The organism is Acinetobacter sp. 'aerobic (ED)' (genome assembly GCF_904886855.1).
In the GTDB taxonomy this organism is placed as follows: domain Bacteria; phylum Pseudomonadota; class Gammaproteobacteria; order Pseudomonadales; family Moraxellaceae; genus Acinetobacter; species Acinetobacter courvalinii.
Genome location: NZ_CAJHGI010000003.1, coordinates 118,397 through 143,025 on the forward strand (window position 1 = coordinate 118,397; position 24,629 = coordinate 143,025).

At 41.3% G+C, this 24,629-nt stretch carries 25 protein-coding genes and 1 pseudogene; 16 read left to right on the plus strand and 10 right to left on the minus strand.

What is annotated here, in order from left to right:
* Positions 1-119: 119 nt before the first annotated feature.
* Positions 120-1,031, minus strand: a complete 912-nt coding sequence (locus tag JO943_RS06670) for an alpha/beta hydrolase (RefSeq protein ID WP_005227960.1) — start codon at positions 1,029-1,031, stop codon at positions 120-122.
* 204 nt (positions 1,032-1,235) lie between these two features.
* On the opposite strand from JO943_RS06670, the gene JO943_RS06675 reads away from it, so the two are divergent.
* A complete protein-coding gene (locus tag JO943_RS06675) occupies positions 1,236-1,673 on the plus strand; it encodes a DUF2147 domain-containing protein (RefSeq protein WP_005227959.1) in 438 nt (145 codons plus the stop codon).
* A 65-nt stretch (positions 1,674-1,738) separates the two neighbouring features.
* Here JO943_RS06675 and JO943_RS06680 read toward each other — a convergent pair whose 3' ends face one another.
* Together JO943_RS06680 and JO943_RS06685 are read right to left on the minus strand one after the other, a co-directional pair.
* Positions 1,739-2,089: an arsenate reductase gene (locus JO943_RS06680; RefSeq protein ID WP_005227950.1), complete on the minus strand. Its 351-nt coding sequence runs from the start codon at positions 2,087-2,089 to the stop codon at positions 1,739-1,741.
* Between the two features lie 437 nt (positions 2,090-2,526).
* The gene (locus JO943_RS06685) at positions 2,527-3,351 is read right to left on the minus strand and encodes an exodeoxyribonuclease III (protein WP_202740351.1); all 825 of its coding nucleotides are present in this window, start codon (positions 3,349-3,351) and stop codon (positions 2,527-2,529) included.
* Between the two features lie 41 nt (positions 3,352-3,392).
* On the opposite strand from JO943_RS06685, the gene pyrE reads away from it, so the two are divergent.
* On the plus strand, positions 3,393-4,043 hold the full coding sequence (gene pyrE / locus JO943_RS06690; RefSeq protein ID WP_005209496.1) for an orotate phosphoribosyltransferase: 651 nt from the start codon (positions 3,393-3,395) through the stop codon (positions 4,041-4,043).
* A gap of 72 nt (positions 4,044-4,115) precedes the next feature.
* Here the strand turns inward: pyrE and ddlA are convergent, their stop codons facing one another.
* The gene (ddlA, locus tag JO943_RS06695; RefSeq protein ID WP_202740352.1) at positions 4,116-5,225 is read right to left on the minus strand and encodes a D-alanine--D-alanine ligase; all 1,110 of its coding nucleotides are present in this window, start codon (positions 5,223-5,225) and stop codon (positions 4,116-4,118) included.
* A 322-nt stretch (positions 5,226-5,547) separates the two neighbouring features.
* On the opposite strand from ddlA, the gene JO943_RS06700 reads away from it, so the two are divergent.
* The 3 genes from JO943_RS06700 (at position 5,548) to JO943_RS06710 (ending at position 8,787) form a co-directional block, all read left to right on the plus strand.
* Positions 5,548-6,387 (plus strand): GNAT family N-acetyltransferase, encoded by an 840-nt coding sequence (locus JO943_RS06700; RefSeq protein ID WP_202740353.1) that lies wholly within the window; start codon positions 5,548-5,550, stop codon positions 6,385-6,387.
* Between the two features lie 658 nt (positions 6,388-7,045).
* Positions 7,046-7,477, plus strand: a complete 432-nt coding sequence (locus tag JO943_RS06705; protein WP_202740354.1) for a hypothetical protein — start codon at positions 7,046-7,048, stop codon at positions 7,475-7,477.
* A 2-nt stretch (positions 7,478-7,479) separates the two neighbouring features.
* The gene (locus JO943_RS06710) at positions 7,480-8,787 is read left to right on the plus strand and encodes a PQQ-dependent sugar dehydrogenase (RefSeq protein ID WP_202740355.1); all 1,308 of its coding nucleotides are present in this window, start codon (positions 7,480-7,482) and stop codon (positions 8,785-8,787) included.
* A 52-nt stretch (positions 8,788-8,839) separates the two neighbouring features.
* Here JO943_RS06710 and JO943_RS06715 read toward each other — a convergent pair.
* The 4 genes and pseudogenes from JO943_RS06715 to JO943_RS06730 form a co-directional block, all read right to left on the minus strand.
* Positions 8,840-9,046, minus strand: a pseudogene (locus tag JO943_RS06715) (short-chain dehydrogenase); the annotation flags it as partial.
* 169 nt (positions 9,047-9,215) lie between these two features.
* Positions 9,216-10,868, minus strand: coding sequence for a tetratricopeptide repeat protein (locus JO943_RS06720; protein WP_227614428.1), 1,653 nt, complete (start codon positions 10,866-10,868; stop codon positions 9,216-9,218).
* Between the two features lie 20 nt (positions 10,869-10,888).
* On the minus strand, positions 10,889-11,305 hold the full coding sequence (locus JO943_RS06725) for a divergent PAP2 family protein (RefSeq protein ID WP_005227938.1): 417 nt from the start codon (positions 11,303-11,305) through the stop codon (positions 10,889-10,891).
* A 19-nt stretch (positions 11,306-11,324) separates the two neighbouring features.
* Positions 11,325-12,203 carry a decaprenyl-phosphate phosphoribosyltransferase gene (locus JO943_RS06730; RefSeq protein WP_005227937.1) on the minus strand — a complete coding sequence of 293 codons (879 nt, stop codon included), beginning with the start codon at positions 12,201-12,203 and terminating at the stop codon, positions 11,325-11,327.
* Between the two features lie 29 nt (positions 12,204-12,232).
* Here JO943_RS06730 and JO943_RS06735 point away from each other — a divergent pair, with 29 nt between their 5' ends.
* The 3 genes from JO943_RS06735 to JO943_RS06745 are packed head-to-tail and all read left to right on the plus strand — an operon-like array spanning position 12,233 to position 14,704.
* Positions 12,233-12,646: a GtrA family protein gene (locus JO943_RS06735; protein ID WP_032873456.1), complete on the plus strand. Its 414-nt coding sequence runs from the start codon at positions 12,233-12,235 to the stop codon at positions 12,644-12,646.
* Positions 12,647-13,948 carry an FAD-binding oxidoreductase gene (locus JO943_RS06740; RefSeq protein WP_005227935.1) on the plus strand — a complete coding sequence of 434 codons (1,302 nt, stop codon included), beginning with the start codon at positions 12,647-12,649 and terminating at the stop codon, positions 13,946-13,948. It begins immediately after the preceding gene.
* Complete coding sequence (locus tag JO943_RS06745) at positions 13,949-14,704, plus strand: SDR family NAD(P)-dependent oxidoreductase (protein ID WP_005227934.1); 756 nt, start codon at positions 13,949-13,951, stop codon at positions 14,702-14,704.
* A 59-nt stretch (positions 14,705-14,763) separates the two neighbouring features.
* Here JO943_RS06745 and JO943_RS06750 read toward each other — a convergent pair whose 3' ends face one another.
* Together JO943_RS06750 and JO943_RS06755 are read right to left on the minus strand one after the other, a co-directional pair.
* Positions 14,764-14,970, minus strand: coding sequence for a DUF3565 domain-containing protein (locus JO943_RS06750; RefSeq protein ID WP_202740356.1), 207 nt, complete (start codon positions 14,968-14,970; stop codon positions 14,764-14,766).
* Positions 14,971-15,423, minus strand: a complete 453-nt coding sequence (locus JO943_RS06755; protein ID WP_202740357.1) for a MarR family winged helix-turn-helix transcriptional regulator — start codon at positions 15,421-15,423, stop codon at positions 14,971-14,973.
* Between the two features lie 177 nt (positions 15,424-15,600).
* Here JO943_RS06755 and JO943_RS06760 point away from each other — a divergent pair, with 177 nt between their 5' ends.
* From JO943_RS06760 to ftsZ, 8 genes are all read left to right on the plus strand, one after another.
* Entirely contained in the window at positions 15,601-16,083 is a 483-nt protein-coding gene (locus JO943_RS06760; RefSeq protein WP_009510248.1) for a glutathione peroxidase, read from the plus strand.
* A 228-nt stretch (positions 16,084-16,311) separates the two neighbouring features.
* Positions 16,312-17,256 (plus strand): glutathione synthase, encoded by a 945-nt coding sequence (gene gshB, locus JO943_RS06765; RefSeq protein WP_032868442.1) that lies wholly within the window; start codon positions 16,312-16,314, stop codon positions 17,254-17,256.
* 226 nt (positions 17,257-17,482) lie between these two features.
* Complete coding sequence (gene murG, locus JO943_RS06770; RefSeq protein ID WP_081401586.1) at positions 17,483-18,580, plus strand: undecaprenyldiphospho-muramoylpentapeptide beta-N-acetylglucosaminyltransferase; 1,098 nt, start codon at positions 17,483-17,485, stop codon at positions 18,578-18,580.
* A 13-nt stretch (positions 18,581-18,593) separates the two neighbouring features.
* Positions 18,594-20,039: a UDP-N-acetylmuramate--L-alanine ligase gene (murC, locus tag JO943_RS06775; protein ID WP_005227915.1), complete on the plus strand. Its 1,446-nt coding sequence runs from the start codon at positions 18,594-18,596 to the stop codon at positions 20,037-20,039.
* A 47-nt stretch (positions 20,040-20,086) separates the two neighbouring features.
* Positions 20,087-21,013, plus strand: a complete 927-nt coding sequence (locus JO943_RS06780) for a D-alanine--D-alanine ligase (protein ID WP_202740358.1) — start codon at positions 20,087-20,089, stop codon at positions 21,011-21,013.
* A gap of 6 nt (positions 21,014-21,019) precedes the next feature.
* A complete protein-coding gene (locus JO943_RS06785) occupies positions 21,020-21,877 on the plus strand; it encodes a cell division protein FtsQ/DivIB (RefSeq protein WP_032868445.1) in 858 nt (285 codons plus the stop codon).
* Between the two features lie 61 nt (positions 21,878-21,938).
* Positions 21,939-23,201: a cell division protein FtsA gene (ftsA, locus tag JO943_RS06790; protein WP_005227908.1), complete on the plus strand. Its 1,263-nt coding sequence runs from the start codon at positions 21,939-21,941 to the stop codon at positions 23,199-23,201.
* A gap of 164 nt (positions 23,202-23,365) precedes the next feature.
* Positions 23,366-24,547 (plus strand): cell division protein FtsZ, encoded by a 1,182-nt coding sequence (ftsZ, locus tag JO943_RS06795; protein ID WP_005227906.1) that lies wholly within the window; start codon positions 23,366-23,368, stop codon positions 24,545-24,547.
* Positions 24,548-24,629: the final 82 nt, after the last annotated feature.

Sequence of the window (24,629 nt, forward strand, 5' to 3'; positions counted from 1 at the left end):
TTGAAAAATAAGCTGTTATCAGAATATTCAATGATTTTTATTTGTTGATGACCAAACTGAATCAAGAGTGACAAGGGTCAGCCCAAGCTGACCATTTTTTACACAGATTTTGAGGGTGCTTAGTCGCGATCTAAGGCATGTGCAAATTCAGCAAGATCGGCCAAGGCTTGTTTAGCCTCAGGGAACCAGGCATTAAACATCTGGAAGTTATGCCACATGCCGGTATACAGTTTAAAGTTCACTTCGACATCGGCTTTTTCAGCTTTTTCTCTAAAGCGTTTTGAATCATCCAGCAGAATTTCTTTTGAACCGACTTGAACGAGTGTTGGTGGTAAGCCGGTCAGATCATCAAACAATGGTGAAACGCGTGGATCATCTGCCTGAATACCCTCTTTCAGATAATGGTTGATACCTGCCTGTAACGCTTCAATCGAGAGCAAGGCATCATGTTTCTGGTTGAAGCGCAGTGATTCACTGGTCAAGGTTAAATCCAGATAAGGCGACATCAGGATCAGACCGCTTGGCATCAGTTCAGGTTGCTGTTTCAGGCGCAAGCACAAGGCCAAGGCGAGGTTGGCACCACAAGAATCCCCCGAGATAATAATATCTTTAGGTTTGATCCCTTGTACCAGCAACGCTTGATAGACATCAAAAATCGCATCAATCGCTTCAGGAAAAGGATGTTCCGGTGCTAGCGGGTAATCAACATGAATCACCTGCATTTGCGTACGTGCCGCAATATCGGTCATCAACGCACGATGAGTATTCAGGCTACCTAAGAAGAAAGCACCGCCATGAATATGTAAAATCAGTTGTGTTGCCGCAGCTTGCGCTTTAATTTCCTCACCACGAACACCCGCTAAACGTAACGGTCGAATTTGTACTGTTGGATTGTGTGGAAATAGGCGACAGAGTTGATCCAGTAATGGTCGTAAAGCATTGGGTGCCAGATTAAATTGGCTCGGTGTCCGAATCGTGGCTTTAAGTAAAGATTCAGTAAAATAATATTTCCAAACAGTAGCAAATTTCATAATTTTTCCATATTGTTAGTTGGGTATACCAATAAGAAAGTTCTTGAATATAAGTAGCGCCTAGACCTCATGATAAAAACTGAAAAATTGTGCGCTATGTCACTCTTACGCAGGTTATACCAAATAGTCATAATCAAGAATTGCAATATTGATTGAACTTCTCAATACTTTCAGTTTGAAAGACCCCTTAAGGATATTACAAAAATGAAGAAAATTGCTCTAGCATTTGGATTGCTCGGTTTAACAACTTTTGCCAATGCAGCGGATGCGCTGAATGGCAGTGTTTGGCAAACCATTGATGATGAAACGAAACAGCCAAAGGCGATTGTGAAGTTTACTGAGCAAAAGGATGGAACCCTCACTGCATCTATTCAAAAATATTTAGTGGCAGGTCAGGAAAATGCATGCTCTAAGTGTGAAGGACCTTATCACAACAAACCGCTGAAAGGCGTGACCATCGTCCATGGCCTGAAAAATGTAGGCGGTACCAGCTATGATGAAGGTTCGATCATCGATCCTAAAAATGGCAAAACCTATAAGTTAAAAGCTGAAATTCTCGATGGCGGTAAAAAGCTGAAATTACGTGGCTATATTGGCGTTGCAGCTTTAGGTCGTAACCAGACCTGGATTCGTACCAACTAAACCAGATTTAAATCACAGAAAACCGAGTCTAATGACTCGGTTTTTTTATTGTTGCGATTTATTGGTTAAGCGGATAAATCCTGATAGGTTGTTTCATCGAAACCAATCACAAAGCCGTTAGGGGTTTGTAGGACAGGACGCTTAATCAGGCTAGGCTGGGCCATCAGTGTTTCAATCAGGTTATGTTCATTGCTGGTTGCGTGTGTTTGCTCGTCAGCAGTTAATTTGCGCCAGGTCGTGCCTTTTTTATTCAAGACTTTATCAGCGCCAATTTCTTTTAGCCAGATTGCTAAAGTATCGGCATCAATGCCTTGTTTCTTGTAATCATGGAACTCGTAATTGATACCTTTTGCCTGTAACGCATCAAAGGCTTTTTTCATCGAATTACAATTTTTAATGCCATAAATTTTAAACATGAGAAAAAACCCTAGAAAGAGTGAAAAATATGGATGAAAGCCTAACGTAAAAAGTAGCTGATGCGCCAGTTGAAATTTTTTATTAACTTTATCGGCAGAGCGGTTCAATCGTGATGCAATGATCAAAATGCGCATGTTTTTTGAGCAAAATGGCGAATGACACAATAGACAGAAAATATCTAATATCAAAAAAGAGAAAACCCGCATTTAATCTTCCTGATTATGCGGGTCTCATTTCAACGTCCAATGTCTCATCCATGCAAATAAACTTGAATCAAGTTTATTTTATCTTCCTACGGCGTCCTATCCCTTTCTGGTCATCCTGACCGCTTCCCTGTGCCGTGAAGCTATAATGCCGTTCTAGCTGGTAAATAAAAATACACAAAAGCGACAAGTTCTGTAAGCTAAAGAAGCGGTTTAAGTGAACATGTGTTCACTTATTCGTGTATTTTATAGTCGATAATCACCGGTGCATGATCGCTAAACCATTGTTCTTTATAGACCCATGCATTCGCAGTACGTGCTTTCCAGTCTGGAGAGCAGGCATGATAGTCAATCCGCCACCCGACATTTTTCGCACGCGCCTGACCGCGATTTGACCACCATGAGTACAACTCTGCTTCAGGTCGTACCTGACGGAAGGTGTCCACATAACCCAGCTCGTCATAGATATGATCGAGCCAGGCACGTTCATGCGGCAATACGCCAGATGACTTCTGGTTCCCTGACCAGTTTTTAATATCGATGCGTTTATGCACGATATTGTAGTCCCCACACACGATGATGGATTTATTTTCGTCGCGCCATTGTTTGAGTACTTGCGCGTATTCTTTTAAGAACACGTCTTTGCGTGCCTGTGCTTCATCACCGCTTGATCCTGATGGCAAGTATAACGAGGCAATATGAACGGTTTGTGACAGTCCTAAATCAAATTCAGCCGAAATAAAACGGCCTTGGGTATCGGCCAGTTCAAACCCCAGGCCGTTGGTTACCGAGACGAAAGGCAGGCGACTATAAATGGCTGTGCCTGCATAACCCGCGCGTTCAGCAGGGAATAAGTGGGTGTACCATCCTTCAGGTTTAAATTTATCGGTCCATTGTTCATGGGTAATGCGACTTTCCTGCATACACACCACATCTGCACCAGACTGTTCCAACCATTCGAGCAGGCCTTTGGTGACAGAAGCACGCAAGCCATTTACGTTAATTGAAACGACTCGAAGAATTTTTACATCACTTGGATAGCTATCCTTTGGTATCATACGTCTGTTTAACCTCAATTGAAGAATTTGGAGCACCTTATATGACAACGCCTGTGTCATTTCATCCGCAAGCTTTTATCGAACTCGCATTATCACGTGGAGTGCTTAAATTTGGTGAGTTTACCTTAAAATCAGGCCGTGTCAGCCCTTATTTCTTTAATGCAGGTTTACTCAATGATGGTGAAGCACTGTCTTTATTAGCGCAAGGCTATGCCGACAAACTGGTACAGTGTGACAATGTCGGTGTGATTTTTGGTCCAGCCTATAAGGGAATTCCTTTTGTGGCAGCTACTGCTGTGGCTTTATCACAGGTTCATGGCAAAAGCGTGCCATGGGGCTTTAACCGTAAAGAAGCCAAAGATCATGGTGAAGGTGGCGTGTTGGTCGGTGCCTCAGTTGCCGGTCAAAAAGTCTGGATCATTGATGATGTGATTACGGCTGGTACTGCGATTCGTGAAGTCGTGACCATTTTGAAAAATGCCGGTGCTGAAATTGCGGGTGTATTGGTTGCGCTCGATCGTCAGGAACGTGGTCAAGGTGAGCTTTCTGCGATTCAGGAAGTACAAAAAGAACTCGAAATCCCGGTGCATGCCTTAATTACCATGAAGGACTTGATGGATTATCTGGATGCCAAAGGTGAAAAAGACGCTTTGGCGAATATGCAGGCTTATCGTGAAAAATATGGCATCTAAGTTTTAGCTGTAAGAGAAAAGGAAGCGAAGGCTTCCTTTTTTTATGACTGGGTGTGAAGTGGTAAAATACAATTAATCTATTTGGGTTAAAGAAACTGTGTTTTGTAGCTGAGCGTTATTTTCATGATGTTCAATCGCTAATTCTATTAAACGGGTAATGAGGTCAGAATAATTTAGTCCACTCGCTTCCCATAGTTTTGGAAACATACTGATATTGGTAAAGCCAGGTAAGGTATTTATTTCATTGATAAATATCTCTCCATTTTTTGTTAAAAAAACATCAACCCTTGCCAGTCCTGTACACTCTAAAACTTCATAAGCTTTAATTGATATCTCTCTAATTTTTTCGCTAATTGCATCTGCTATGTTTGCGGGGATGGTTACTGTTGCCCCTTTGTCATTAATATATTTTGTGTCGTAAGAATAGAAGCTATCTTCCAACTCAATTTCTCCACAAATGCTTGCTAAAGGCTCGTCATTACCGATAACGGCACATTCTATTTCCCTGCCATCAATCCCTTGTTCAATCAATATTTTATTGTCGTAATTGAATGCTGTATCTAAGGCCGCCTCAAATTCATCTCGGGAAGTGACTTTACTGACACCCACAGAAGATCCCTGATTGGCCGGTTTTACAAATAATGGACAGCCAAGCTGAGCGCTTGCCATGTCAAAATTAATTGTATTTCTCTCTTTTTTCGTTAATTTGATAAATGGTGCGATATTTAAACCTGCATCTCTTAATAATCTTTTTGTTATATCTTTATCCATACATATCGCGGAACTGAGTACTTGAGAGCCAACGAATGGTAAATTCACCATTCTTAGTAAGCCTTGCAAAGAACCATCTTCTCCCAGTGTTCCATGAACGATAGGAAAAATGACATCCAGTTGAGATAGGGTCTTGTTTTGAAACTCTATAATCTGCTGCTCATTTTTTCCTGGAATAAATGCGATATTTCGTCCTGATTGATGAAGTGAAATCAGGGAGGGATTATCTGAGTTTAATAGAAAATGAGTACTTTCATTGAGATGCCATATTCCATTTTTATCGATACCGATCAAGGTCACATTAAATTTTTCTTTATCTATCGCATCCACGATATTTCTTGCAGATTGTAGAGATACTTCATGTTCGGTTGATTTTCCTCCAAATATAATTCCAATATTCTTTTTCTGCATATCAATATTTCCTTGAGTATTTGTACAGTTTTTGACTTGAAACTAGAGTTTAATTTACCGCTTAACGATGTAACATTCTGATGAATATTTGTGACATGTAGCGAAATTTATTTGAAGATAAAAGGGAGGGCGGTTGTAGAATAAATGGGTTACTGTTCGCTATGACTCTGTTTTTCTTTATTTCTATAGCCGTTAAAGTTCAATAATATTTTGATAAAGAATTAGAAATATATAGTTTATTCTAAAGAAACAGCCTGGCCTGAATTCAAAGATATTTTGTCCTGTTGCTCATTAATCCTAACCACAGTGAGAGAAAAGATCTGTGAAAAACAAGAGTGAGCAGATAAATCCTGATATGAAAATTATAAAAGGATATTTCACCTCTCCAAATGAATCCCAGCTCATTTCTGAGTGGCTTGATTCGCATTTTTGTGATTCTTTGGGGATTACTGCTTTTTTGGATCAGACACAAACAATTGATGCACCGTGGCAACTGTTACGATTATATGATTTAAGTGAGATAGATGCCCTTTTGGGTGTCGCCGTGGTTTTGCCAGGCGGCACTTGTTTTTGGTTGCCTCAGGAGCAGAGCTCCTCCGCTGCATTACTTTGTTCAGAGATTCTTAAACTTCAACCCCGCCGTATTGTTACCACGTTGTTTGGACGAGATCTATTACATTCTAGATTAGGGCATCAAGCGAGTATATTACGAGAGTATGATCAGTGGATTATGGTTTGTACACGCCGTTTCCCACAGGCAAATGGGCGTCTAGCAATTGCAGCAGACATTCCACGCCTTATGGAATATCAGCATCTATACAATCAAGAACGCTTGGTGGATGAAACATCGGATTGGGAGACACTGGTTCAGCAAGCTAAGCTTGCTGTTCATGAAGTCGATAGTCAAATTGTCGCTATTGTCCGATTTGGGATTGAAAGTAGCCGTTTAGTCAGTATAGGCGGAACCTATACTTTTCTTGCATATCGTCGACAAGGCTATGCCACCCGCGTACTCGAGTTCGCAGTTAATCAAATTATTAAAAGTGGGCGTATCGCATACCTGATTGTCGATAAAGATAATCACCCTGCGATACGGCTTTATGAACACATGGATTTTGAAAAAATTGGCTCATCTTATGTCGGTTATTTAGCATATTCATAAAAACTAAATATCTGGTCTAACCGTACCTAAATAGCTGTAATATAAGAAAACCTTGATTTAATACACTGAGGGCAATCAAGTACTCCCGGGATTTTTACAGTGACTGCAATCTATGATGAGCCACGCTTAATGGCAGAGACAAGCATTTCTTTGCCACTATTTTTTTCCATGGCTCAAGCCTTTGAACGGATCAGAATGGTTTTAACATGAATTATTTGGTTGATGTCAGCAGCAGAAATACCTTTAAAAGGCTAATGAGAAAAAGAGCGGTAACATTACAGAATTATCCTTTTTATTTAACATTATGAGATGTTTTTACAATTTATTACTCGGTAATTTTATACCCGTAAAATGCCCTGAATTGTAACTTTAAATAAAAATAAAACTACGGAAATATAAAAAAATGAAATGTTTTTATTTTACCCCGACCTAAATTGTTAAATAAAAACATAAAAAATGTATATTCTCGCTGTGAAAGTACCACCACTTTATTATTTCAATCAAAAAATAAAATATTCAGGCTTGGAACCATTTTTGACAGCCACTAAATAGGCCCTTTATAGTGGGTGAAAATTATACGATCTGAGTTTTTAATAAATAATGAGATTTTTAACTCGCTATTGAACATCCATAAATAATCTAAAAGTAAGAGGTTTGAATGAAAAAAAACACTCCAAGATCAGGCATTTTGTATGCCATCTATATGCTGTTGAACCCGCTTCCCTTTGGTTTTTTTGTCGCTGGCTGGATTTTTGATATTTTCTATAATCAGAGTGCTGAAATGTTATGGGCGAAGGCAGCCGCCTGGTGTATTACGTTCGGTCTGCTGATCTGTATTATTCCACGTTTTATCAACTTGTTTTATGTCTGGTTTCGTCCCGTTGTTGAGCAAAGAAAAGCTGATATTGTCGGCTTCTGGCTCTATGGTTTTGCCATTATTGCAGCGACCTTTAATGCCTTTGTGCATAGTCGTGACGCCTTTGCCATCGCGCCAACAAATCTTATCTTGTCGACCCTGACCATTGTCCTGATTGCACTGCATTATTTATATCAATCCACCCATATCCACAATAGACTGATTGGAGAATAAACGTGAAACGATCAAATACATTATTCTTTTCAGCTTTGCTGGGTATGGGATTATTCGGCTGTTCTGGTGGAAAGCCGCTTGACCCGCAAACACAATATGGCCCCGATCCGGAATTACCTGAAGCAAAGAACTTTCTGGTTCCTCCAATGAAAGTACCAAATGGGGTGGGCTGGAAAGCCAATCAGACGCCTGTGGTTGCTGAGGGTTTAAAGATTGAAAAGATTGCAGATCAGCTTGAGCATCCACGTCAGTTATATACCCTGCCGAATGGCGATATTCTGGTGGTTGAATCGAACAATCCTGGAGAGGCACCACTGACTGCACCAAAACAGGTGATTGCTAATTTTGTTAAAAAATCTTCAGGCAAAGGTGGTAAAGGGGGAAATCGAATTACCTTACTTCGACTGGTAGCCGATGGTCAGTGGAAGAAATATAAATTTCTGGAACATCTGCATTCTCCATTTGGGGTGCAATTGATTGGTAATCATCTGTATGTGGCAAATACCAATAATATTATGAAATATCACTATGACGAGAATGCAACCCAAATTACTGATCAGGGCGAGGAACTATCTGATTTGCCGGATACAGTTAATCATCACTGGACCAAAGCATTATTAGCCAGTAAAGATGGACAGAAGCTATATGTCGGTGTGGGCTCAAACAGTAACATCACCGAAAATGGATTGGCGATTGAATATCGCCGTGCAACTGTTTTAGAAGTTGATGTCGCCACAGGGGCAAGCCGTATTTTTGCCAGTGGCATTCGCAATCCAACCGGACTGCAATGGGAACCTGAAACTGGAAAATTATGGACGATTGTGAATGAACGGGATGAAATTGGTGCCAGTCTAGTGCCTGATTATTTAACATCGGTCCAGGAAAAAGGATTTTATGGCTGGCCGTATAGTTATTATGGTCAGCATGTGGATGAGCGGGTTAGACCACAACGTCCAAATCTGGTTGCTAAAGCGATTAAACCTGATTATGCCTTGAGTTCTCATGTTGCACCCTTAGGTTTATGGTTTGCTTCAAATACAACCCAGCTGTCTGATCAGTTTAAAAATGGCGCATTTGTAAGTAATCATGGTAGCTGGAACAGAGATCCGCTCAATGGTTATAACGTGATCTTTATTCCATTTAAAAATGGTAAACCGAATGGCAAGCCTGTTAATGTGGTTCAGGGTTTCTATTCAAAAGACGAAAAAACCTTATATGGTGCGCCTGTGGGTCTTACTGAGGATAAAAGCGGTGCTTTGTTGATTGCGGATGATGTTGGCAATACGGTATGGCGTGTTTATTCACCTTGATAGGTTTGCTGTCTGTTTTAAGACTTAGGTCAATTTGGATTGGCCTAAGTCTTTAGACATTTATATCTAGCATTGCTGGCATCAAGATTTCTTTAACACAAGTTGCTTTACTGGTTGAAATAATAAAATGAATTGCTTGAATCACGTCGGCTAAAGGGATGAGAGAATATTCGGTTTGTTCTAAAACATCTTGAATAGATTTATCTATTTTATAATCATTGGCAAGGTAACCTAAGTTCATTACGCTCACACTAATTAAGTTTTTATATACAATTTTATATTTATTTTCAATATCCTATACTGAGACGATCAGGATATTTTTAGCTTTGTTATATAATTAAGCCAATGATCCAAATTTTTGAATCATTGACTTTAGTCACGTTTTCTAGTTTTTTAGTAAATAACAATATATTATAAAATGTTTCTAATTACCATTTTCCATATTTTAATTGATGTAAGGCTGGTGAAAAGTTATAGACTTTAGCTTTTTCAAACCAATATCTAGCTTTTACTTTATCCTTTTCCAATCCATTTATACCATTAAAATAGCTAATTCCTATATTGTACATAGCTGTTGCTGAACCTCTGTTTGCAGCTTTATTATACAATTCCAAAGCTTTTTTAGAATTTTGATCTACACCAAAACCATTTGCGTAAAATACACCTAAATTGTTTAATGCTTCAGGATTAGATTCGCTGGCTTCATTTAATAAAGCTAAAGCTTTATTATAATTAATTTCATTTTCGCCTCCTCGGGTATATATTATCGCTAAATTATTTTTAGCCAACGCATTACCTTTTTGGATCTCCTGTTCGTACCAATTTAAAGCTAAATCAATATTTCTATATTGACTAGGATCGGTCTCTATCTCCCAACCCTTAATACTTCTATTTGTTGCAAATAATTGATTATTTGTGTCTGATGGAAAGTTAACCTTAGACAAAATTGCTGTTGGTACATTCTTTGTTGAGAATCCACCTATATTACCTATTGCAGGAAATAAATTAACTACACCCAAAGCACCAATCATTAAGGATAATAGACCATAGCCCAGTACTTTATTCTTCCTCTCAATAAGATAATTACCAATTTCAATATTCTTTGTTTTTTCAGAAATAATTAAATAAAAACTTAGAATACTTAAGTTGAAGAAAGCTAATGCTATCCATCTAAAGTAATCAAATGCAATTATAGATAAACCAAGAGGTGTTAAGCAGAAAATAAAAATATAGAAATATTTTGTACTACCAAATATTTTATTGAAAAAGCAAATGACAGGGTAAAGGTATAAAATTGAAAGAATAATGTGAATATATGTTTTATTATTTACCATTGAATAATAGCTAACAATAATATTATCAAGGTTGCTTAGTCGAGTGGTTCTAACGGCATAATAATTAAATTTTTCTAAATCTTTGTATTTTTCGATAATTAAATTTGCATGATGTAAATCAATTTTACCAAAAAACATCATATTAAATAAGGCTAGAAATAAAAAGGAGGTTAATAATGTGGTTGCTATTTTGTTTTTAAATTTTAGGTGAAAAATTAATATTATGGTTGGAATGAAAATAATTAATGAGGCTTCGTGGATGAGCGCAGACAATGCTATTGTAATGCTGGCAAGGAAAAAAGAAGCGTAATATCTTTTTGTCTTTATAATGCAAATAATGCATACCAACTGCATAATTTGTATTATTTGATCAAAACGTCCTAGCTCAAGTATCCATTGTGTAGTCAAAAAAGGTAAAAACATGAAAGAAGAGATGTATAGAGCTTTATTTTTATGTATGTGTAAATGATTTAATGATTTAATTGCTAAATATGAGAATAGATAAAATAAAATAAGTAAGATAATGGCTGCTATTGCTCTTATTGACCTATAGCTATAGTCAAGATTGAAAAAAGAGATGATTTCTCCAGGAAGAGCCCTTCTCATAAAGCCATAATCATAATTAAATAACCATGAGGTGTAGAGATAATCATCAATTTTTAATTTAAAGCTAAATTCTGCAGCTCTAAAAAATAGTATTAAAGCTAATAAAACAAGCAAGTATAGGCTGATTTTTAATCTGCTCATAAATGTAAACATTAACAATCCTATAACGTACTAGCAATTACATATGCAACCAGACAACCGACTAACACACCCGCCAAGATCTCAATCTTGGTGTGGCCCATGCGTTCTCTTAATTGTGTGTACTCAGGTGTATCCTTAGCCAAATGATTAATCACCACTGCATGTTTACCAACAGCCTGTCTTAAACTATTTGCATCTAATAACACAATAAATGAAAGGGTAAGCGCGACACCAAAAGCGGGTGTATCAATACCTTCTTTAAAAGCAATAAGTGCAGTCATACTGCTGACAATCGCACTGTGATTACTCGGCAATCCCCCATAACCAATTAATCCAAAGGCCAGTTTTCTGGCCTTAATTGAATTAATAAGAAACTTTAGACAGCCTGCAACAAGCCAGGCTAAAAACGGGGTAATCAAATAAATATAATACGTCACAAAATCATCCAAAATAAAACTAAGCTGGCAATAGTGTCCAGATACAACACGCGACCCACGAAACAACTGTAATCATAATTTGCCAGTCCTGAACAATCACGTCAGTCGGGGATTCTCCGCCTTTCAAGGTTTCAACAATAAACCAGTAACGGAATAAACCGAACATGACAAATGGAATGGTGATAATGAGTTGTGGCTGTACTTGCATCGTATACAGACTATAAAAAATGATCGCGGTAACAGCAGACATGCCAGCAAAGCGATCAATCAAGCTCACTGAATAGTGTTCAAGTACACCACGTCCTTGTGAACCACTTTGTAGCAGTTCCTGACGACGTTTAATCGAGGCAAGATAAAGTGAAATACTTAATGTAGTAATAAACATCCAGTGAGAGACGGGTACTGCCAACGCCACAGCGCCTGCATATACACGTAATACAAAACCGAAGGCCACAATAAAGATTTCAATGACAGGCTCATGTTTCAGCTTAAAGGTATAGGCCCAATTCAGTAGTAAATAAACTACGATCACGTAAATAACTTTGGGTGCAATTAACCAGGAAAACCCCAAAGCAATATAAATCAAGGTTAATAAAATGATGGCACTTTGAGGGCTGACCTGACCTGATGCTAAAGGCCGTTTTTTGGATTTTTCAGGATGGGCCCTATCTTTTTCTATATCCTTCAAATCATTGACGATATAGACGGCGGAGGCAGCTAAACAAAATAGAAATGCCGCAAAAAGTACGGAATAAATTGATTCTAAATTTACGAATTCGCCTGCGAAGATTAAAGGTGCAAAAACAAAGGTGTTTTTGAGCCATTGTTTTGGTCTTATTAGTTTTATCAGTCCTGGGATTTCTGCTAGAAAAGACCGATTTTCTGCTATATCATACATTTTTTTTCAGCGCTATTAATTAAATATAAATGATGGACTCGATTAAGCTCGCGCTGCTTTATACAGCGTTTGCTATAGTTGCTACGTTTTGCAATATTATAGCACAAGATATTTCTAGTTATATTTATGTTGGAAATTTTTATATTTTTATTTCAATAGTTGTGGGTACAGGGGTCGGCCTGGTGGTTAAATATATATTGGATAAAAAATATATTTTTAAATATAAAACTCAGAATACCAAACATGATGGAAAGCTTTTTATGCTATATGCCGTCATGGGTCTGTTTACCACCATTATTTTCTGGGGTTTTGAGTTTGGCTTTCATGCCGTTTTTGGAACCAAAGAGATGCGCTATCTGGGTGGAATAATCGGTCTAATGATTGGCTATATATGTAAATATTACCTCGATAAACATTTTGTGTTTCGTAAAGTTGAGGCATAAATGAAAACCATACAGGCCTGGGGTAGGCTTTCTAATACTGAACATCAGGTTATTCCGTTAATAACACCTGCACATGCACTCAAACAAATACGACAAGAAACTTTTCCCGGTATTGCACATGGTATGGGGCGAAGTTATGGTGATGTTGCATTAAATGGCAACGGCGTTTTATGGCTGACGACCGCCATGAATCATCTGATTTCTTTTGACTTGCAGACTGGAATTCTACACTGCGAAGCAGGTGCAACCTTACAGGATATTCACCGTACCCTGATTCCGCAGGGCTGGATGTTACCTGTAACACCCGGTACACAGATGATTACTGTCGGCGGGGCGATTGCCAATGATGTGCATGGCAAGAATCATCATGCTTTTGGCTCTTTTGGCGATCATGTCCTGTACATCAAGTTGCTGCGTACGGATGGTGAAATTATTGAGTGTTCAAAGACGGAAAGAGCAGAGTGGTTCTATGCAACAGTAGCTGGGATTGGTCTAACAGGCATCATACTGGAAGCGAAAATACAGTTGCGTCCGGTCCAAAGTTCGTGGATAGATGCAGAAACCATTCCCTATCATAATCTGGATGAGTTTTTCGCACTTTCTGACTCATCTGAACCCGACTGGGAATACACCGTTTCCTGGATTGATTGCATGAATGGTGCCAATGCCAAAGGACTTTTTTCACGGGGCAATCTGGCGGGTGCTTCTACGCAAGTCGAACCTGCAATTAACGATAAAACCTTTCCAATAACGCCTCCGGTCTCCTTGGTCAATAAACTCAGTTTACCAGTGTTTAATTTTGCCTATTTTCACGGTAACTCACTCAAAAGCCAGCCGCAAAAGGTCCATTACGAGCCCTTCTTTTATCCATTAGATGCCATGCATGAATGGAATAAAATGTATGGACCGAAAGGCTTTTATCAATATCAAAGTGTAGTGCCGAAAGAGATTGGTAAAGAAGTCACTCAAGAGATGTTAAATGCCATTAAGAAATCAGGTGAAGGTTCATTTCTGGCCGTATTAAAAACATTTGGTGACCGTGAGTCAGGAGGCTTGCTGAGCTTCCCAAAACCTGGGGTGACTTTGGCGCTGGATTTTCCGAATCGTGGGGAAAAAACCTTAAAACTGTTAAATGAGCTGGATCATATTGTAGCGCAAGCGCAAGGACGCCTTTATTTAGCCAAAGATGCGCGTATGCCTCGATCACTTTTTGAAGCGGGTTATCCGCAGTTGAATGAATTTTTAAAATATCGGGATCCCGGCATCAGTTCGGAAATGTCTCGTCGTCTATTAGGGGCTTAAATGTCAAATCAACCCAAAATCTTAATTGTAGGCGGGACGTCCGCTATTGCTGAACATTGTGCCAGACTCTGGCTTAAACAGCAGCCGTGTGAAGTAATTTTATTAGGTCGGGATCATGATAAATTACAGCGTGTGGTAAGTGACCTGAAAGTCCGTACCCCACAGGCCAATATCCAATTTCAGACCGTCGATTTTTTAAATGCGACAGCGATTCAGGACTGCATTGATGCCATTAATCAACAGGGTAAAATTGATATTGCCCTGATTGCGCATGGCAATTTACCTGATCAAGAGCAATGTCAGAATGATCTGTTGCAATGTCAGCAGGCGATTGAGGTCAATGCACTTTCTCCAGTCCTGTTTACTGAAATCATTGCCAAACATATGATCGAACAGAATCACGGTAAATTGGCTGTGATTGGTTCGGTAGCAGGGGACCGAGGGCGTAAATCAAATTATGTCTATGGTGCATCGAAAGCATTGATTGATAAATATCTGCAAGGATTACAACACCGCCTCGCTTTAATCGGTTCTTCTGTTACAGCAACTTTAATTAAGCCGGGTCCAACAGCGACACCGATGACGGCTGGAATGTCGGGTAAAGGCAAGCTTGCCTCACCTGAGCAAGTCGCTGCTGATATTGTGCAAGGCATTGATCAGGGTAAATTAACTGTCTATACGCCAGGTAAATGGGTAATTATTATGATGATTATCCGTAATTTACCTTTCTTCTTGTTTAGAAAAATGGATATCTAAACTAGAAAGATAATTAAAAAGCTCAATCCTGTATTGGGCTTTTTTTTAACGACATTGTCTTAAAAAAGTGCACTGCAATTTTTCTCCTCACACTTCTTACATTCCAACATCACCCCTAATTTCTCTTTGCGTCCTTGCTCGGTTAACACCCAAGGACGATTTTGCCACGGTGGATCATGACGGACATGTTGCCCATGCCCACAGGCAAGGTCTGCAACCCAATGTCCTTCTTCATCGAGATGAAAACCCACAATCGCTTGCTGCATTTAACTTTCCATAGACTCGAGTTTCGATTGTTCCAAACCCTTTAAAAAACGATGGCATAAGTTATGAATCGCCAGCAGATCATTCTGCTGCATGCCTAAAGCGCAGGCGAGTTTAAACGGAATTGCGATAATCTCATCTTTTGAAACCAGTGCTTTTTCTAGCAAGATCACTTTTTTCATCCGCTCATCTTCTTTAACTGCCACACGTTTTAAAAACTGCTTTTCTTCAAGTTTTTTAATAATTGGCGTTAGGGTGCCTGAATCAAAAAAAGTTTTTTGTCCAATCTCTGACAACATCACATTGTCTTGTTCGTACAGGGCCAGTAACACAATAAATTGCGGATAGGTCAGGTTATATTCCTGCAGCAAAGGCCGATACTGGCGAATCATGGCATTGGTCGCGGAATACATGGCAAAACATACCTGATTATCCAAAAATGAAACTTCAGTCATGATGTTTTTCCTCGACTTGGTTGTTGAACATTCAGTATAAATTGGATCGTTTAAAAAGTACATTGCGTATAATTAACTTGTGCACAATATAATTGTGTGCAATATTAAATAAACAAGCTGAATGATTAAGCAAACTATTTTGAGTACAACCACGATTGGATAGAAGAGAGAACATCTATGAGCAAGATTTATGATTTTCAGGCAGAACTGTTAGAAGGCGAACAAAAGAACCTCGCGGATTACCAAGGCAAAGTGTTATTGGTGGTGAATACGGCCAGCCAATGTGGCCTTACGCCACAATTTGAAGGTCTGGAAAAGTTATATCAGGACTATCAACAACAAGGGTTGGTGATTCTCGGTTTCCCGTGTAACCAGTTTGCCAATCAAGATCCATCCAGCAATGAAGAAATCGGCAGCTTCTGTCAGCGTAATTATGGCGTGTCATTTCCAATGTTTGCCAAGATTGATGTGAATGGCCCAACCGCACATCCTCTGTATCAATATTTAACTTCTGAAGCCAAGGGAATTTTGGGCAGTGAAAGTATTAAATGGAATTTCACCAAATTCCTGATTAATCAAAATGGTGAGGTGGTCAAACGTTATTCGCCGATTACCAAACCTGAAAAAATTGCCAAAGATATTCAACGCCTTCTTGGCTAAAGCAATTTTAAAATAAGGAGAGTGGAAATGACTGGTTTATAAGTTGAGTCAACTGGTGGTTTTCTTCTCCTCAATAAATTAAATGATAAAGCTGAATATTTTTAATATGTTGTAATTAATTGAACAAAATAGATTTTTTAATCTTTAAGATTTATACAACTTGTTTCACGATTGCCTGCAAACTTGGTTATACTTTTTGCCAAGATTAAAAAATACGAGCGTCAGATTATGCGTGTACTGGTAGTGATGGACCCGATTGAAACCGTGAATCTCAAAAAAGATTCCACCATGGCGATGTTATGGGCGGCCAGCCGTCGTGGTCATGAACTGGGTTATGCATTGCAGCACGATTTATATATCGATCAGGGTAAAGCGTTTGGTCTGATCTCTCCTTTAAAAGTATTTGAAGATTACAATCATTATTACGAGTTAGGTGAGCAACGCAAAGAGTCATTGGCCGATTACGATGTAGTATTGATGCGTAAAGATCCGCCTTTTGACATGAACTTTGTCTATACCACCTATATTCTGGAACAGGCAGAACGTGAAGGTGCGTGGATTATCAATAAACCGCAATCACTACGTGACTGTAATGAAAAGCTATTTGCCACCCAATTCCCAGAACTGCAAGTCCCGACCTTAGTGACGTCTCAACAAAGCCTGATTCGTGAATTTATCAAAGAACATGGTGATGTGATTGTGAAACCGCTGGATGGTATGGGCGGCATGGGGATTTTCCGTCTGTATCAAGACGGGGTGAATATCGGTTCAACGCTGGAAATGCTCACGGAAATGGGGACACGTCCGATCATGGCACAGCGTTATATTCCTGAGATTGTAGAAGGGGATAAGCGTATCTTGATGGTCAATGGCGAACCGGTTCCCTATTGTCTGGCTCGTATTCCGCAAAATGGCGAAGTGCGCGGTAATCTGGCGGCAGGTGGTTTAGGTCAGGCACGTCCGCTGACTGAAAATGATAAATTGATTGCGGCAAAAGTTGGTCCGTTCCTGCGTGAAAAAGGTTTGGTTTTCGTTGGTCTGGATGTGATTGGTAATTATGTGACTGAAATTAATGTGACCAGTCCAACCTGTATCCGTGAGATTGATGCACAATTTGGGACATCGATTGCGGATGATCTATTTGCCGTGCTGGAAGCAGGATCTAAAAACTAAATAATTTTTATTTTTTGACCAAACTGCCCGTTTGTATTGCTTCGAATTTTGGATGCAAATGGGCTTTTAGATATCGGCAGTCTCTAGTTTTTAACAAACAATCGAAAAAAGCTCAGCTTTCTGTTGTAAACAAGTGAAATTCGCTTTTCGTGAATGAAGCTTTAGGATTAAAATAACGCTCGAAAACAATAGACGATAACCTTTTTTTGAGTTGAAGAATTAAACCGTGACCAATTCACCCCAGAACAAACCCAAACATGTCATGATGATGGCCGCTGGTACAGGTGGACATGTTTTTCCTGCGCTTGCTGTTGCCAAACAACTGCAACAAGAGGGCTGTCAGGTCTCTTGGCTGGCGACCCCGACAGGAATGGAAAACCGGTTACTCAAAGATCAAAATATTCCGATTTATCAGATCGATATTCAAGGTGTGCGTGGTAATGGCCTGATCCGTAAACTCAGTGCACCATTTAAAATTTTAAAAGCAACCTTAAGCGCCATGCGCTACATGAAGCAGCTGAAAATTGATGCTGTCGCGGGTTTTGGCGGTTATGTCGCCGGGCCAGGTGGCTTGGCTGCACGGTTACTGGGTATTCCTGTGTTGATCCATGAACAGAATGCGATTGCAGGCTTTACCAATACCCAACTGGCACGTATCGCCACAACCGTATGTCAGGCTTTTCCAGAGACATTCCCAAGTAGTGATAAAGTGGTGACCACAGGCAATCCTGTGCGTGCCGAAATCACTGCGATTCTGAATCCGTCATGGCGTTACCAAACCCGTGAACAGCAACAATTGCCACTGAATATTTTAATTGTGGGTGGTTCATTGGGGGCGCAGGCGTTAAATGAACGTTTACCAGAGGCATTGAAGAAAGTTAGTGTACCGCTGAATGTATTTCATCAATGTGGTCAAAATAAGCAGGATGCGACGCGTGCCCTCTATCAAGGTGCAGCTGAGCATTTAACGGTTCAGGTTGAGCCGTTTATTCATGATATGGCCAAAGCCTATAGCGAGGCTGATTTAATTATTTGTCGTGCCGGTGCTTTAACGGTAACTGAAGTCGCAACCGCAGGTCTGGCAGCGGTTTTTGTTCCTTTACCGATTGCGGTGGATGATCACCAGACTGCAAATGCCAAATTTTTGGCAAATGCAGGCGCTGCAAAGATTTGCCAGCAAACAGAAATGACCCCTGCTGTTTTAGATGAGTTATTTGCCAGCTTGCTCAATCGCCAGCTCCTCTCTGAAATGGCGGTTAAAGCACGTCAACAAGCACAACCGGATGCGACGCAGCATGTGGTTGATCTGATTAAAAAATTGTAATTCGAGTTTATCTATGTCTCCTACAAATCCAAACCAAGCCAAAAAGCTGATTAAAGTGCCAGAAATGCGCCGTATTAAAAATATCCACTTTGTTGGTATTGGGGGTGCGGGGATGTGTGGTATCGCCGAGGTATTGAGTAATCAGGGTTATAAAATTTCGGGCTCGGATATTAAAGCCTCAAAAACCACGGCTCAACTCGAAGCCAACGGCATCAAGGTGTTTATCGGCCACTCGGCAGACAATATTAAAAACGCCAATGTACTGGTGGTGTCGACAGCAATTGATCCTGAAAATCCAGAGATTAAAGCTGCAATTGAACAACGTACCCCGATTGTGCGCCGTGCAGAAATGTTGGGTGAGTTAATGCGTTACCGTCATGGCATTGCGGTTGCGGGAACACATGGTAAAACCACCACCACCAGTTTATTGACCACCATGCTGGCGGAAGAAAATCTCGATCCAACCTATGTGATCGGTGGTTTGCTGAATAGTACCGGGGTCAATGCAGCCTTGGGCGAAAGCCGCTTTATCGTGGCGGAAGCAGATGAGTCGGATGCTTCATTCCTGTATTTACAGCCGATGGCTGCGATTGTGACCAATATCGATGCAGATCACATGGATACTTATGAAGGCAGCTTCGATAAATTAAAAGATACCTTTATCCAGTTCCTGCATAACCTGCCATTCTACGGTTTGGCAGTTGTCTGTGGCGATGATGCCAATATTCGTGAGATTTTACCGCGTGTTGGTCGTCCGGTCTTAACTTACGGTTTTGACGAAGGTAACGATATTCGTGCTATTGATGTGGCGCAGGAAGGCATGCGTTCGCACTTTACCGTATTGCGTAAAGATCGTGAGCCTTTACGTGTCACCATTAATCAGCCTGGCTTGCATAATGTCCTAAATGCGCTTGCTGCGATTGGAGTAGCAACTGATGAAGGCGTTTCTGATGGTGCGATTTGCCGTGCCTTGGAAGGCTTTAGTGGTGTGGGTCGTCGCTTCCAGGTGCAAGGTGAATATGAAGTTGGCGAGGGCATGGTGAAATTGGTAGATGACTATGGTCATCATCCAAAAGAAGTTGAGGCAACCATTAAGGCGGCACGTGCCAGCCATCCGGACCGCCGTTTGGTGATGTTGTTCCAGCCGCACCGTTTTAGCCGTACCCGTGACTGTTTTGATGACTTCGTAGATGTGTTATCACAAGTCGACCAGTTATTATTGTTAGAAGTTTACCCGGCTGGCGAAAAACCGATTGTGGGTGCGGATAGCCGTGCCTTGGCACGTAGTATTCGTCTGCGTGGCGAAGTGGAACCGATTCTGGTTGATCCAGTGGAAGGCAATTTACCAGGCGTTTTACAAAAAGTGTTACAAGCTAATGACCTGTTATTAACACAAGGCGCGGGTAACGTAGGAGCAATTTCGGTAGAATTGGCCCAGCATCGTTTGTATGCCCAATAATTTTGTGTTTTGAATATTAAAAGTTTTACAGTTTTAAGGATATAAACGTGTCAAATGCTGCGAAATTCGGCAAAGTTGCTGTGTTATTTGGTGGGAAATCGGCTGAGCGTGCGGTGTCATTAGACAGCGGTCAGGCCGTTTTAGACGCATTGTTGCGTTCGGGTGTGCAGGCAGAAGCATTTGATCCGCAAGATCGTAGTGTGACTGAACTGGTCGGTTACGATCGTGCTTTTATCGTATTGCATGGTCGTGGCGGTGAAGATGGCCAGATTCAAGGCGTATTGGAATGGTTGAATATTCCGTATACCGGGACCGGCGTGCAAGGTTCTGCTATTGGCATGGACAAAGTCAAAACCAAGCAGATCTGGCAAGGTAGCGATTTACCGACTGCGCCTTACCGCATTATTACCAAAGATACCGATCTTGAACCTGTAATTGCTGAATTGGGCTTGCCTGTGATTATCAAGCCGGTACATGAAGGCTCAAGTGTCGGCATGAGTAAGGTTGAGAAAGCAGAAGACTTTGCAGCAGCCATTGAAAAAGCGACCCAGCATGATGCAGTGGTGATGGCTGAAAAATGGATTACAGGTCGTGAATTCACGATTTCATTCCTGAACGGTCAGCCTTTACCGGTGATTCGTTTACAGCCACCCGCAGATGTTGCTTTTTATGACTATGAAGCAAAATATCAGCGTAATGATGTGGAATATGGTATTCCTTGCGGTCTCAGCGAGTCAGAAGAGAAAAGTCTACAGGCATTGTGTTTACGTGCTTTCCAGGCCGTGGGTGCAGAAGGCTGGGGCCGTATTGATGCGATGCAGGATGAACAGGGGAATTTCTGGTTATTGGAAGTTAATACTGTTCCAGGCATGACCAGTCATTCTCTGGTACCAAAAGCAGCGCAAGCCGTTGGTTATAATTTTGATCAGCTCTGTGTTGCGATTTTAGAGCAAACTTTAGCAAAGTCGGCTTAATTATTTATGGCTCAACTTCCTGCATCTATGCGTCGCAAAACGCGACCCGCCATTAGCTCGATTCACGAGAAACCGCCTTCGCCTAAACAAAAGATGGTGAATGCGGGCGGCTGGGCATTACTTGTTATTGCATTCGCTGTACTGGCATTGGGTCTGTTTGGCTTATATAAAGTCATGACCGATGCCAAAGTGGCAGAGTTGCAGGTGGTGGGCACCAATTCTGAGGTCGAAAATCAGCAATTGGTTAAATACCTGAACCCGATTATCAAAGATAATTACTTTACGTCGGATTTAGAACAGATTCGGGATCAGGCATTAAAGGTTTCTTGGGTGGACCGTGTGGTGGTATCACGAGCTTGGCCAAATGCAATTCGGGTGCGGGTGATGCCGCGTCATGCGATTGCACGTTGGGGAACAGGGCGTTTGCTGAGTGATAATGGTGAGGTGTTTAGTGAAGCGGTTCCGCAAGCACATCCAAATTTGCCACTGTTACATGGGCCAGCCAGCCAATCCAAAATGATGATGCGTCGCTATAATGAAATTAACCAGTTATTTCATCCAGCGAATTTAAGATTAAAAGAACTGTATTTAACTGAGCGCATGACCTGGTTTATGCAGTTTGATTCGGGTTTACGGATTATCGTGGATCAGGATCAAACCATGAACAAGCTGCAGCGCTTAAGCCATTTGGCACAGACAGATCTAAAACCTGCATGGTCTAAAATCACGGCAATTGATCTGCGTTACCGCAATGGCCTGGCCATTCAATGGAAAAACGCAGCTCCGCCGAAGATTGTGAATGGTCAGTTAGTTGTAACGATTGATGACACAAGCCTTGCAGGGGCAATTCAGGCAAAGCCATAATACGTGGCTTAAAATAAAGGGCAGTGGTCCTAAACAACACTAAAGATATGGTATTGAAGTAATGAGTGAAGCTGTTCCCTCAGTTGTTGCGATTGATATTGGGACCCATAAAGTCTCAGTCTTGATTGGTAAGGTCCATGCACCGGATAAGATCCAGGTCATTGGCATGGCAACTGCTCGCAACCGAGGCATGGTTAAAGGCAAGATTGTCAGCTTGGACAAGGTCATTGCTGCGATTAAAAATGCAGTATCCGAAGCAGAGGATATGGCAGAGTGCCGTATTCATAGCGCATGGGTGTCTATTCCGAGTACTGAATTACAAAGTTTTTATGCATCAGGTCGTACCCCTGTCGCCAACCACGATCATATTATTACGACAAATGAAGTGGTGCGTGCGCTGGAGTTGGCCAAAGCCAGTCATGTCTCACCGGATTATTATCTGGCCAGCGCTGTGCCATTGGGCTTTGAGCTCGGTGATTCGGCTGAATGGGTGCAGAATCCGGTCAATATGTCTGCACATAGCATGACAGGCCATTATCAGTTGATGATGATGCCGATCAGCACCATGCAAAACCTGGATCGTGCCATGAAAGGGGCCAATATCGGGGTAGAGAAAATGGTGGTGTCTTGTCTGGCAACGGCTGAGGCAAGTCTGCTCAAAGATGAAAAAGAATATGGGGTTTGTCTGGTCGATATTGGCGCAGGCATTACCAATATTGCAGTGTATCTGGATGGTCGTTTGGCACTCGCACGGACCTTGCCACGTGGTGGTGAGAATGTCACCCGTGATATTGCAGCGGTTTTACAAACCACCACAGAAGAAGCGGAACGCATCAAGATTTTACATGGTTGCGTTGATCTGAGTGTGGTGAAACCGGACCACATGATTCAGGTGCAAGGCATTGATGGCACACAAACCATCAGTCGTATTGAGCTTGCAGAAATCATTATTGCGCGTTATGAAGAAATTTTTGCTTCAATTCGTGAAGAACTGGAGCATAGCGGGGCGATTCATGGTTTATATCATGGTGTGGTGCTGACCGGAGATGCCTGCCAAATTGAAGGCATGGTGAATCTGGCGCGTCGTACGCTCGGTGTATCTGCGCATCTGGGCAATCCGCCACTGCAAGTATATGCGGAGGATCAGCACTTACCAGCATTGCGTCGTTCAATGTATGCTACTGCAGCAGGTTTGTTGATGTTTAGCCAGAGTGATTTGCAGGATACGGTCGAAGAACCAGAAGAGGCCAGCGATCGTAGTTTTGTTGATCGGGTTGCCAATGGTTGGAATGCATTAAATAGCAAATTAAAGGCCATTTTTTAAGTTGTAGTTATTTTTGGGAAAATTTGTTAGGAAGTTGTTCTAAATCTGCCACTGTACTTGACAATCTGGTGATTATTGAACAGCATCCTAAACATCAGTTGTTTAAAAATCAGGGCAGTAACGGGCTGAAGTAACTGCCATTAATATTAGGAAATCTAAAGGTCATGGCCTCATTTGAATTTATAGAAGATGAACTAGACAATGGCAACGGTCAAGCCCGTTTCACAGTATTTGGTGTGGGTGGTGGTGGCGGTAATGCCGTGCAACACATGGCCCAGTCGGATATTCAAGGTGTCAAGTTTGTTTGTGCCAATACAGATAAACAAGCACTGGACAGCATGAACGCGCCATTCAAAATTCAATTGGGTGAACAAAGTACGCGTGGTTTAGGCGCGGGTGCAAATCCGGAAGTGGGTCAAATCGCCGCTGAAGAAAGCCGTGATGTGATCCGTCAGCACCTTGAAGGGACTGATATGGTCTTCGTTACTGCCGGTATGGGTGGTGGTACTGGTACAGGTGCTGCACCGGTTGTTGCTGAAGTTGCCAAAGAAATGGGTATCCTGACCGTTGGTGTAGTGACAACCCCATTTAACTTTGAAGGCCGTCGCCGTCAAAAGTCTGCTGAAAAAGGCATTGATGCTTTAGAAGCACATGTTGATTCACTGATTATCATTCCGAACCAGCGCTTACTCAGCGTCTATGGCGATATCTCAATGAAAGATGCCTATAAAAAGGCAGATGATGTATTGTTGAACGCAGTTCGCAGTATTTTTGACCTTGTGGTCAATCGTGGTCATATTAACCTCGACTTCGCCGACTTGAAAACAGCGATGAGTACACGTGGTTATGCCATGATGGGTGCTGGTTTAGGTCGTGGTGAAGATCGTGCCCGCCAAGCCGCTGAACAGGCGATCCGTAGCCCGTTGCTTGATAATGTGAATATTATTAATGCGAAAGGCGTGTTGATCAACATCACCGGTGGTGATGATATTACCTTACGTGAAACCGAGATCATTACCGATGTGGTGAACCAGATTGTTGACCTGGATGAAGGTGAAATCTTCTACGGTACAGTATTCGATCCCGATGCGCGTGATGAACTTCGCGTTACCGTTATCGCGACTGGTTTAACGCGTAATGCCAGTGAAGTGGACCAGAAACGACGGACTGCTGCTTCGCATGTAAGTTCTGCTCAAGTGGCACAACAACCGGTTGATGAAGATGACGTTCCGGCGATTAGTAAACGAGCAAATGTAGATGCTCCAGCAAGTGCTACCGCAAGTTCTACGCCACGTTCATCGCCAATGAGCATTCAAGACTATCTGAAAAATCAGCAACGTAAATAATAAAATCAGTTATTTAGAGAAAGGAGGCAATCAATTGCCTCCTTTTTTATTTTTTTAAAATGGCAAAATATGCTAAGTTATA

Bases quoted from the DNA above. Each gene is read 5' to 3' on its own strand.
- JO943_RS06670 (WP_005227960.1), bottom strand. From the start codon at position 1,031: ATGAAATTTGCTACTGTTTGGAAATATTATTTTACTGAATCTTTACTT.
- JO943_RS06675 (WP_005227959.1), top strand. From the start codon at position 1,236: ATGAAGAAAATTGCTCTAGCATTTGGATTGCTCGGTTTAACAACTTTT.
- JO943_RS06680 (WP_005227950.1), bottom strand. From the start codon at position 2,089: ATGTTTAAAATTTATGGCATTAAAAATTGTAATTCGATGAAAAAAGCC.
- JO943_RS06685 (WP_202740351.1), bottom strand. From the start codon at position 3,351: ATGATACCAAAGGATAGCTATCCAAGTGATGTAAAAATTCTTCGAGTC.
- pyrE (WP_005209496.1), top strand. From the start codon at position 3,393: ATGACAACGCCTGTGTCATTTCATCCGCAAGCTTTTATCGAACTCGCA.
- ddlA (WP_202740352.1), bottom strand. From the start codon at position 5,225: ATGCAGAAAAAGAATATTGGAATTATATTTGGAGGAAAATCAACCGAA.
- JO943_RS06705 (WP_202740354.1), top strand. From the start codon at position 7,046: ATGAAAAAAAACACTCCAAGATCAGGCATTTTGTATGCCATCTATATG.
- JO943_RS06720 (WP_227614428.1), bottom strand. From the start codon at position 10,868: ATGAGCAGATTAAAAATCAGCCTATACTTGCTTGTTTTATTAGCTTTA.
- JO943_RS06730 (WP_005227937.1), bottom strand. From the start codon at position 12,203: ATGTATGATATAGCAGAAAATCGGTCTTTTCTAGCAGAAATCCCAGGA.
- JO943_RS06735 (WP_032873456.1), top strand. From the start codon at position 12,233: ATGATGGACTCGATTAAGCTCGCGCTGCTTTATACAGCGTTTGCTATA.
- JO943_RS06740 (WP_005227935.1), top strand. From the start codon at position 12,647: ATGAAAACCATACAGGCCTGGGGTAGGCTTTCTAATACTGAACATCAG.
- JO943_RS06745 (WP_005227934.1), top strand. From the start codon at position 13,949: ATGTCAAATCAACCCAAAATCTTAATTGTAGGCGGGACGTCCGCTATT.
- JO943_RS06750 (WP_202740356.1), bottom strand. From the start codon at position 14,970: ATGCAGCAAGCGATTGTGGGTTTTCATCTCGATGAAGAAGGACATTGG.
- JO943_RS06755 (WP_202740357.1), bottom strand. From the start codon at position 15,423: ATGACTGAAGTTTCATTTTTGGATAATCAGGTATGTTTTGCCATGTAT.
- JO943_RS06760 (WP_009510248.1), top strand. From the start codon at position 15,601: ATGAGCAAGATTTATGATTTTCAGGCAGAACTGTTAGAAGGCGAACAA.
- gshB (WP_032868442.1), top strand. From the start codon at position 16,312: ATGCGTGTACTGGTAGTGATGGACCCGATTGAAACCGTGAATCTCAAA.
- murC (WP_005227915.1), top strand. From the start codon at position 18,594: ATGTCTCCTACAAATCCAAACCAAGCCAAAAAGCTGATTAAAGTGCCA.
- JO943_RS06785 (WP_032868445.1), top strand. From the start codon at position 21,020: ATGGCTCAACTTCCTGCATCTATGCGTCGCAAAACGCGACCCGCCATT.
- ftsA (WP_005227908.1), top strand. From the start codon at position 21,939: ATGAGTGAAGCTGTTCCCTCAGTTGTTGCGATTGATATTGGGACCCAT.
- ftsZ (WP_005227906.1), top strand. From the start codon at position 23,366: ATGGCCTCATTTGAATTTATAGAAGATGAACTAGACAATGGCAACGGT.